Consider the following 9,322-nt stretch of genomic DNA (forward strand, 5'->3'; position numbering starts at 1 on the left):
CATGGGGCACAGTCGTCCGTGATGAAGCCATCGCAAGGGAGAAAACCCTGGCTGGCGAAAATATTCAGGGCATTTGTCCCGATGGCTGGCATGTTCCTGCGTTTGCAGAGTGGAAAGAAGTCATCAATTACCTCGGACCAAACTCAGGTAATAAAGTCAAAAAACCACAGTTCTGGATTCAAAATGGGTCGATTACCGATGAGGTCAAATTCAATATTGTGCCCTCGGGATTTTATTGGAATGAAGGACTTTCATTTCTCACAGATCCGGGAACAATGTGTGGATTCTGGACCTCGTCACCAGCCTTAAAAGGATATCAATATTCCTGGGAAACACTTTCAGCGGACCGTACTGGTGAGGCGTCAGCTGTCATTATTTACAACGATCCCGGTAATCCAGATATCAATACACAATCGAGGAGCAGCGCAGGTGGAGGCAACTTTCACTATAATGTACGTTGTATTATGAACTAAATTTAAGATAGCCATTATGAACTATAAAATATATATCAGTTTCGTTTTCATTAGCGTAAATCTGTTTTTCTCCTGTAAAAGCGACAATGAATTTTATGAGGTCGGCTTTCAGCCGACTATATTGCTCAAACCGGTGGCAGATTCACTGGTTATATTGGATAAGAATAATCCAAGTATGTTGGTCGAATTCGAGTATTTTTCAAAAAGACCCTATATAGATTACAACCTTCTTCTTGCTGTAGACCCCACGTTGACCACTGAAAGAAAAGTGATATCTGCCGGAGTAGGAGAGAAATACTTTCTGACCCATTTTGTTCTGGACTCACTGATGAATACCATGCATTTCAAGCCTGGTGAGCAAGCAGCCATTTACTGGAAAGTAGAAGCTAAAAATCCCGAATTCAGTACGACCGATGAGATTCGCCGTCTGAAAGTACAACGGTTTAAATAATGATTAACAATAGTGAAAAAATGACAACTATCAACAGAAAGTATATCCGACAGATACTTTTATTATTTGCAGGCTCAGTTTTATTGACGGGGGTCTTAACAGGTTTTAAATGGATTTCCGAACAGGACGACGACAAAGTACAGATTGTCATGTTTGGGGATTCGATCACCAAAGGTGGTGATTGGATAGCATTATTAGGAAGGGGAGACGTCAAAACCAGCGGCTTCCCGGGGTTTACCACCTCACATCTTGTCTGGCTATTAAAGGAAAACGTCATTGATCTGAAGCCCCGTGTATGTTTTCTCGAGGGCGGTATCAATGACATAGGCGTAGGGATCCCTTTGGATCGAACCAAGAGCAATTACCGTACACTCATCGATGGACTGCAGGAACATCAAATTATTCCCGTCGTCCAGTCGATCCTCTATCAGCGGGATAATCCTGAGAGCAAGATCCAGGTAGATAGCATGAACAGCTATTTGAAAGCCTATTGTCAGAGCAAGGGAGTTTACTATTTGGATATAAACGCCAAGCTTAGTTCTTCTACAGGTCTCAAAGCGCAATACACGATCGATGGCACCCATATCAACCAGGATGCCTATGAGATTTGGGCAGCGGAAATCAAGAACCTTTTAGATTCCAGATTAAAGTATTGAGCTCATTAGACGTTTTCTATGATACGATTAACCCTTTTCAAGCTCGGAATGCTGGTTCAATTACTATTAGGTTGGACAGCTTTAAGCGCAAACATCATCAACGTAACCGAGTTTGGAGTGATACCAGATGATGGGCAAGACGACCGTCAGGCTTTACAGTTGATTTTGGATTCCCTCAAAGACGGAGATAAGGTATATTTTCCGTCAGGTACCTATTCATTTTCATCGGCTTTGAGACTCTCCGGTAAGATTGGTATTGAGATCTATGGTAGCATTGGTACGAATACATCCACACTTATGGCTACCGGATTTGATCCTTTCAGTTCCAAGGTTAGCTGGACGAGTTTATTGGAGGTCCGAGACTGTAAAGACCTTGTCATACGCGACCTTTTTATTGACGTTGATAAGCCCGTCAGTATCAATGGTACGATCGCCGATATAGGCAACAGTTTTGAAGGAAATTTCTATATACTCGACCTTTTACCTGAATTTGCTGAGTACGCAAGCCGTTTAGCTGATCTCAAGATCATGCATCAGCTCAGCTATGATGCAGATGGAACACCCAATTATCATATTTCCACCCATTTTGAACTTGCGAATGGAAACTATCCCCGTATAGAAAAGCTAGGCACACTACGTTTGAAAATCTATAATGATCATGCTAATAAGCTCACTAGAGGTGAACATATCAATCTTAGACTAAAGATTACGGGAAATCCCTGCTTTAGTTTTTTAGGTGTCAATACATTAACAATACGAGATATTACCATCTGGCAATGGCCTGCTTTTGCGATGTACGTATCAGACCTAGCAGACAGTCGTCATCGATCCAGCGATATGACACTACAACGTATTCAGATGAAACCAAAGCCCACATCTGGGCGTTTAATGTCCATTAGCGCAGATGGCATACATGTAGCCTCTATGTCGGGTACGTTTAAGGCCGAACGCTGTGAATTTGTTGGATTGGGCGATGATGCCATTAATATACACAGTCGTTTGTGCACTATCGGCAAGATCAGTGCTGACTCGGTTTTATTGATCAATGGTTGGACGAAAGCTCCCGTCGAAGATGATTGGGCCTTCAAGGATGATATTATCGAATTTTTGGATGGCAAGACGGGCCTGCCAAAGGGCAAGTCAAAGGTGAGATTTCGTGACAAGGGACATTATCAATTACAATCAATTCCAAAGAATATCTGTGTAGGCGATTTCGCTGCAAAAGACACACGTACACCATCGACCATTATACGGGATTGTATGGTTTCAAACAGTCGTGCCCGGGGATTTGTTGTTCAGTCCAATAAAGTTGTTGTTAGCAATAATAAGATATGGAATATTTCGGGACCAGCTATATTATTGTCCTGCGATATGGATCGTTGGTTTGAAGCAACGACGGTGAAGAAGGCATTTATAACGGGTAACAGGATAAATAACTGTGGCAAATACCTCAGGTGGGGTGATACCCTGACAGGTTATGGCGCCATAGCCGTTAAGACAGGGCATGAGATAGGAGGGATTGATAAGCCCGCTGGTGTACATCGTAATATAACCATTCGAGCAAATACGATCAGCGACTGTGCAAATTCAGCAATCTTTGTATCTTCGACTGATGGCATTAAAATAACAAAAAATCGAATCCAGAATAGCAGCCATGATTCCAGTATTCCATATTATGGGAATTATGCGATTTACCTAAAAAATTGTGTCAATGATCAGGTTTTTGACAATAGCTTTAATCAGGTAAAGAAATTATTAGGAAAGGATTGACCTATAGTAACACTGCGAATGTGGTTTATTTAAAGAAAGGATATGCGCCAGTTGGGAAGTTTATTTTCGAAAGGGAAAATTCTATTGCTATGAGAAGGCTATTGAAAGGAGTTAACAAAGAATCTAAAATTATGAATTTAAGGGAAGCTAAAGTAGAAGATATACCGCAAATACAGGTAGTAAGAAATGCTGTAAAAGAAAATACACTATCAGACCCTAGTCTGGTAACGAATCAGGACTGTGAAGATTTTATTACAAAGCGGGGCAAGGGTTGGGTATTTGAAATTGATAACAGCATAATTGGTTTTTCAATTGTCGACCTTATTGATAATAATATCTGGGCCTTATTTGTACATCCTGACTATGAGAAGAATGGAATAGGGAAACAGCTGCATGATATCATGATTGACTGGTACTTCTCAAAAACAAAAGAAACAATCTGGTTGGGGACAGCACCCGGAACAAGAGCTGAAGCATTCTATAGAAAAGCAGGATGGACGGAGATAGGCATACATGGCAAGGGAGAAGTTAAATTTGAAATGCTGTTTGAAAAATGGCTGGCTATTCGAGTATAATTAATTTGGGTATTGAAGAGCTTTCAAAACGGCCACCATGCGGTTATAATATTGCTGAAACAAAAACAGCCTAACGAATTAAAAATAAGAATCGAGCAGCAGGCTTCGCAGAAATTGGAAGAGGCCGGGTTGAATGTTTCGGAGATCCGTGAGCGCGCGATCTCGAATTTTAGCTAGGGGAGGAACTTATCTGTTTTAGCTGGGGTAGAGATCAGTAGGTAGGTCCAATCATTTTTCTCGTTATTCACAAGTCCGTTAATGAGGCCTTTATGCAAAATGAGAAAGCATAGATAGCTTAATAATTTCTAGTTGAACCTGGCTTTTATCATGAACAAAGACAAGTAGACTATTCACTCAGCTTCATCTTTACCGCCATGATATGTTTGCAGAGCCCTCTATTCGTCCTGTTATTCGTAAACCAGGTACAGGTACATTGCAGATCATTACCTCTACCGACGACAATATAACTCAGGTCAGCACTGCCTTTCACTTCAGCCCTAATACCATTTTTGTCATTCTGCAGGAGTCGCACAGCATCTTCATCAAACAACTTAATTGCATTTTGCAACCTTGGATTAAAGCGTTTTAAGCGTGAAAGCTTAAAGGGAAGCTTTCTGTAAAAATAATTGTTGCTCAATAAATCGTAACCCAATAATCCCATACTGGAAAGTGAGGCCTGCATAGTTTCCATTGTCCCCAGCTGAATGTCATGTTCTATTGAAACTAGCGTGGGTTGAAAAACCTCATTGGTTTTAAAATAATTATTGATGCCCAAAAGCCATTCTTCTGGCAGTTGAACCAGTAGGTTTTCGATATGCTTACTTTCACCGGAAAATCCCCGGTATACCCCATCCGAAAGTAAAAACAGCATTTGTATGTCCTTGAAGTCAAGTATTACCGCTGTACTTTGCTGATCTTCGTGTTTATAGAAGGAAATACTGTCTATATGCACCAATAGGTTTTCAAGTAGATTGAGCCTGTGAACACCACCTATCTTTAAACTATTGGGTTTGGCAACGGCGGAAAAAGTATAGCTGCTCCCAGATCTAAATAAAAAGTACTCGGGCTTAACCGCTGTTTTAGGTATGGCTTTAAAGAGTTGCAAGGCTTCAATTTTGTTCAATTTAAAAGCAAGCTCCATTTGCGCTAAGTAGACCTGGACATTTCCTAATCCTTTAATCCAGCGATCAGGCAAACTCACTTTTTTCTCGGTACTCTCCGTGCGCGCAGTAATGACCTTCAGCTCATTGGCACCTACGCCAACGATCAACTTATCTGTCCGGCCGACGGTATTGAAAGCCCGGATCGTCAGATCGTTAAAGTCAACATTGGTACAGCCCGATTGAATAAACTCTCCGTCAATTCCTGTTTGCTGTACGTCAATGCGCGCGTAAACACTGTTACAGGATGAAAAAGCTTCAAAATGAAGCTGACCATTACCGACAGAAACGATCGGATCCCGCATATTGATGCGCTGATCTGGGCTAATCGCAAAATGGGAGCGTACTGTTTTACCGAGTGTACTTAAACATTTTGAAGCGACAAATGAATTGATAATGTTGCCATGAAAGAAGCAAGGAACCTGATTGTCCTGCTCAACTTCAGAACAATGCGCTAGGATAAACGATTTATCCCGCCCTTCCATAGCGATCGTAGAAGTATGTTGATACTGATATTCAAAGTCTACATTCATTTGCGTTTTACTTTACTTAAAAATACCTGATTTGCTTCCTTATTAAGTTGGGCCGAAACCTCTACATAATAAGCGACTAATTTCTTGCTGTTTATAGGGAGCCGCTCACCATCAAGGTGTTCTAGGGTCTTTTCTAAGCATAATAACTGGAACTCTTTGACCTGCTGTGAAACAAAAGGACGATCTAAATATTCTATAAACCTATTAACAGGTGCATATCCGCCGGCAATTAGTTTGCCGATAGCATGAGCAAGGTAAGAAAGATCCCTTTTTCTATCTATCAGTGAAAACTGAATATATTCTGCGGCAAGATCCCTCGAAATTTTCTTTTCAAACAATAAACAAACAGCAATATATAGCCATCCGCTACCATGTATCTCAAGGCGTTGATCCATCAAAAACTGCATTGGGTAGAGGCAGTGTTCCATTTCCCTTACTTCATTTCCCGAAGCTGTATCTGGGATATACCGACATAGCAGCGGACCTATGTATTGTGGAGTTAAACTGAGTTGAAAAGCAATGGCCTCCCGAAATGCCGTTGAAAAAGGCGCTGTATTATAAAAGAGTGGGGGATAATATTTGGTTTCTTCCCTTTTAAACCAACTATAATTCCAATTATGTTCCAGCAACATCCTGTGCCAGGTTGAGTATTCGTTTTTGTCAATGATAATTTCGAATGAAATCTCAAATGGGGTAACGACAGCCGGATAATTTTTGGCCGCTGTATTTTCAAATTCCCGAAATATATGATCGGGCTGCTTTATCCGTGTTACCTGCGTCCAGAGTGCCAATACATCCGCTGTAGGTTTAATCTCGTCTGTAGCTCCCAAGTAGTACTGCATTGCTGCAGCGTAATTGCCCTTTAAGGTCTTCACAAGGCGAATGGTCTCTTCATCTGTTTGTTTATATAACAGTCTATTACAGGCCACGATCAGATCTTCCATTTCAATAGCTACCTTTTTTTGCTCATACGCGAGCAGGCGTTTTACCAGTACTTTAGGGTGCAGATAAAATGGGCGGTGACTCGGCGTCGACAGAAATGGCAAGCTGTTGTTACTTGTGAGCTTTTGCTGCATCCAATCCAGCTTGTGCTGTGTAAAGGGAATGCTGTCATTTTCATCGCTTGATTTTTCCAGATTATCATCGCCAATCCAATAATGCATAAAATTAGCGAAAAAGCCCATGTAGTCAATATCCCAAAACCGGCTGAACAGCTGCTTGCAATAGGGTTTTAATTGTTTTTTGTAGTCTTTAGGGATATCGTTCTGCAACTGATTCAGCCCTTCGAGGAAGAGGTCGAAATCTAAGGCAGACTTCGTTCTGATGAAATCACCGATCTGAAATAACAGAGCATCCCAGGTCGAAGGAATCGTGACCTGTTCGAGTTGTTCTGCCTCCTCTTCAAAAGCGGCGTCCGCTTTGTGGGGAGTCGCATGCGCTAAGCCGAGAATTTCGAGGGTCTTGAGTTTTAAATTACTATGGTGCGGTTCAACGAGATCTTTCAGTATTTCCGGGTCAGCCTGTCCCACTAAAAGTTGGGCGCCTTTTTCCTGTACTTTTGAATCAGTCTGGAGTAGCAGCATGGATAGCTCTGTGGAAATGTCAAGCGTGCTATATTCTTCTTTTTTCAGAATGTGATCGAGGATATCCAAGCACAGCAGCAGTGATTTTTCTATTTTCTCCTTTGGGAAAATAGTACTCACATGATCAATAAATCCATTTTCATCAAAACCATCCATTTTATAGATTGTCTTGATCTGTTTGACCGAAAAATTTATAAGGCTGGTATTACCGGTATTTAGTAGCGAAAACAAGAGCTGTTGCTGCTGCAGATAATCATATTGTGTGGTATTAAACAAGCTCAACAGTCGGATATGCCAATCTAAGTGTGGTTTCTTCCAGTTGTTGAGCAGCGATTCCATTAAACAGGGAATAATAGCACGGTCAAATACATAACCCTTCTCCTGCATGATCTGTATAACTTCCGTCCAATATTCAGTCACCTTTTTACACACAAATCCCTCACGGGCTTTCCATTTAGAAATGTCGAGCACAGGAATCTCATATTTGTGGAATAGAAGAAACACCTTGTCGATGGCATCCGGATTTGTCAATAAAAAATCGGCTTCCTCTTCCGTATCTCTGTCAAACATTGTTAGCGTAAACAAACGAGTAACAAAATAGCTTTCATCAAAAGGGATCCAACCTTGTTCGTAAAATGCCCATAGCACTTTGAAATCGATACCGACAAAACGTTCCTTTTGTGATGCCTTAACGATTTTACCTAGATAGTCGGACGGGAATAGCTGATAAAAAGCCAGTAAGGGTTCTACACCAATAGCAGGATTGTTTAGGTAGGAGGTTAACGGGCTCCAACGCCATTCTCCTTTTAAGTATTCAATCTTTGCGATGTCCTCGAATTGGCGGGTACAGGCGATAAGTGCAAAATTTAGCGTGGCATAAACCCGTTTACGGTTCTCATAAAAATCAAGTCGAGCGATTACATCTAAGCTGTCGCCATCCTTTTCTAAAATATCGCGATCAATATCCAACGAATGCAAGTATTGTATAGTTGCTGCACGTTCATCGGGATTCAGCACTTTACATTGATTTAGCACTTCTACCCAATTTTTGTCTTTGATATACTTTTTGAGTTTATTCATACGGTTAATTAAATATTCAAAAATATCATAAATCTGATGCGCTCCTATAAAAAATATTTTTTTCTTTGTGATAACTATAAGCATAACCTGTAAGTATTTTATACTCAATGCTGTCAAACTATGTATGGCTTGGGGTCTAAAGCCCTACACAGAGCATGCGAGGTATCTCTGCTGAGCACCTCAGTTTGGTATTATAAACACAATAGACGCGATGACGATCCGTTACGCCTTCGCATAAAAAGCATTGCTGAAACACGTGTCCGTTACGGTATAGAAGGGATAGATGCCAAGGAAAAAATTGAAGTCTGGAAGGTGGAATACAACACCTTCAGACCTCACAGCAGTTTAGGAGATTTGACACCGGAAATGTTTATCGGGCGGATACGTAACAGAAGAATAATTCAATGAGATTATTTGATACTTATTGCATGAAATTTTTTAAATCGAAGGCTCCGTCCATAACGATATAAAAATTTAATCAATAATTAGTGGAGTTCAGATAGCCCGACGATCTAATGTTTCCAGGACGTAAATTAAAGCGTTATTCAAACTAAATCTCACCTCATTAGGCGAAATACAATAAAAAGTCGTATCTTAAGCTAAATTAAAACCTATTATTTTCAAGCGTTCACGTATTTATATTATACTAAGTACCGCTTTAACTTTATTTTTATTGCGAATGAAAAGATTTCCTGATTTNNTCCCATCTATCGTTAAAACACTCGGAGCAAGATCATTTAACGAAAGTATTTTTAGAAGAGACATAAATTTCGTTCGTGAGCTAGACGATTTATCCTATCTGATCCATTACGATCTTTCGCTTTCATCACAGGACCCAAAGCCCGTAGCTGTAAACGATCTTATCCAAAGTGAACAGTTTATCGCACGTATTAGCAGAGATAAGAAAATAGCGCCCGATACTGACAATAATGAGCAAACGGTTTTATATATTCTCACAAAGATCGTTACAGAAATCAGTTTTTTCTGGAACATGGTCGATGTCCATCAAATGAGAGTCACCATTTTGGACGAAGATGTATA

General features: G+C 40.6%; 8 protein-coding genes. 6 read left to right on the forward strand and 2 right to left on the reverse strand.

Going from position 1 to position 9,322, the window contains the following annotated elements; genetic code table 11:
• The 5 genes from B4G94_RS23865 to B4G94_RS23885 all read left to right on the forward strand — a co-directional run.
• The coding region (locus B4G94_RS23865) for an FISUMP domain-containing protein (RefSeq protein ID WP_286862494.1) at window positions 1–473 on the forward strand (473 nt) is incomplete at its 5' end.
• A 16-nt stretch (window positions 474–489) separates the two neighbouring features.
• Window positions 490–924, forward strand: a complete 435-nt coding sequence (locus tag B4G94_RS23870; protein WP_286862496.1) for a hypothetical protein — start codon at window positions 490–492, stop codon at window positions 922–924.
• Window positions 924–1,580 (forward strand): SGNH/GDSL hydrolase family protein, encoded by a 657-nt coding sequence (locus B4G94_RS23875; protein WP_286862498.1) that lies wholly within the window; start codon window positions 924–926, stop codon window positions 1,578–1,580. Before B4G94_RS23870 ends, B4G94_RS23875 begins: the two co-directional genes overlap by 1 nt.
• 18 nt (window positions 1,581–1,598) lie before the next feature.
• Window positions 1,599–3,350 (forward strand): right-handed parallel beta-helix repeat-containing protein, encoded by a 1,752-nt coding sequence (locus B4G94_RS23880; RefSeq protein ID WP_286862499.1) that lies wholly within the window; start codon window positions 1,599–1,601, stop codon window positions 3,348–3,350.
• A gap of 131 nt (window positions 3,351–3,481) precedes the next feature.
• The gene (locus B4G94_RS23885; RefSeq protein WP_286862501.1) at window positions 3,482–3,925 is read left to right on the forward strand and encodes a GNAT family N-acetyltransferase; all 444 of its coding nucleotides are present in this window, start codon (window positions 3,482–3,484) and stop codon (window positions 3,923–3,925) included.
• Between the two features lie 346 nt (window positions 3,926–4,271).
• Here the strand turns inward: B4G94_RS23885 and B4G94_RS23890 are convergent, their stop codons facing one another.
• Both B4G94_RS23890 and B4G94_RS23895 read right to left on the reverse strand, forming a co-directional pair.
• Window positions 4,272–5,618 carry an SWIM zinc finger family protein gene (locus B4G94_RS23890; RefSeq protein WP_286862503.1) on the reverse strand — a complete coding sequence of 449 codons (1,347 nt, stop codon included), beginning with the start codon at window positions 5,616–5,618 and terminating at the stop codon, window positions 4,272–4,274.
• A complete protein-coding gene (locus B4G94_RS23895; protein ID WP_286862505.1) occupies window positions 5,615–8,281 on the reverse strand; it encodes a DUF6493 family protein in 2,667 nt (888 codons plus the stop codon). Before B4G94_RS23895 ends, B4G94_RS23890 begins: the two co-directional genes overlap by 4 nt.
• Window positions 8,282–8,410: 129 nt before the next feature.
• On the opposite strand from B4G94_RS23895, the gene B4G94_RS28160 reads away from it, so the two are divergent.
• Window positions 8,411–8,689 carry an integrase core domain-containing protein gene (locus B4G94_RS28160; RefSeq protein WP_376786680.1) on the forward strand — a complete coding sequence of 93 codons (279 nt, stop codon included), beginning with the start codon at window positions 8,411–8,413 and terminating at the stop codon, window positions 8,687–8,689.
• Window positions 8,690–9,322 lie beyond the last annotated feature (633 nt).

This window comes from Sphingobacterium sp. UBA7625 (genome assembly GCF_002484085.1).
Classification (GTDB): domain Bacteria; phylum Bacteroidota; class Bacteroidia; order Sphingobacteriales; family Sphingobacteriaceae; genus Sphingobacterium; species Sphingobacterium athyrii.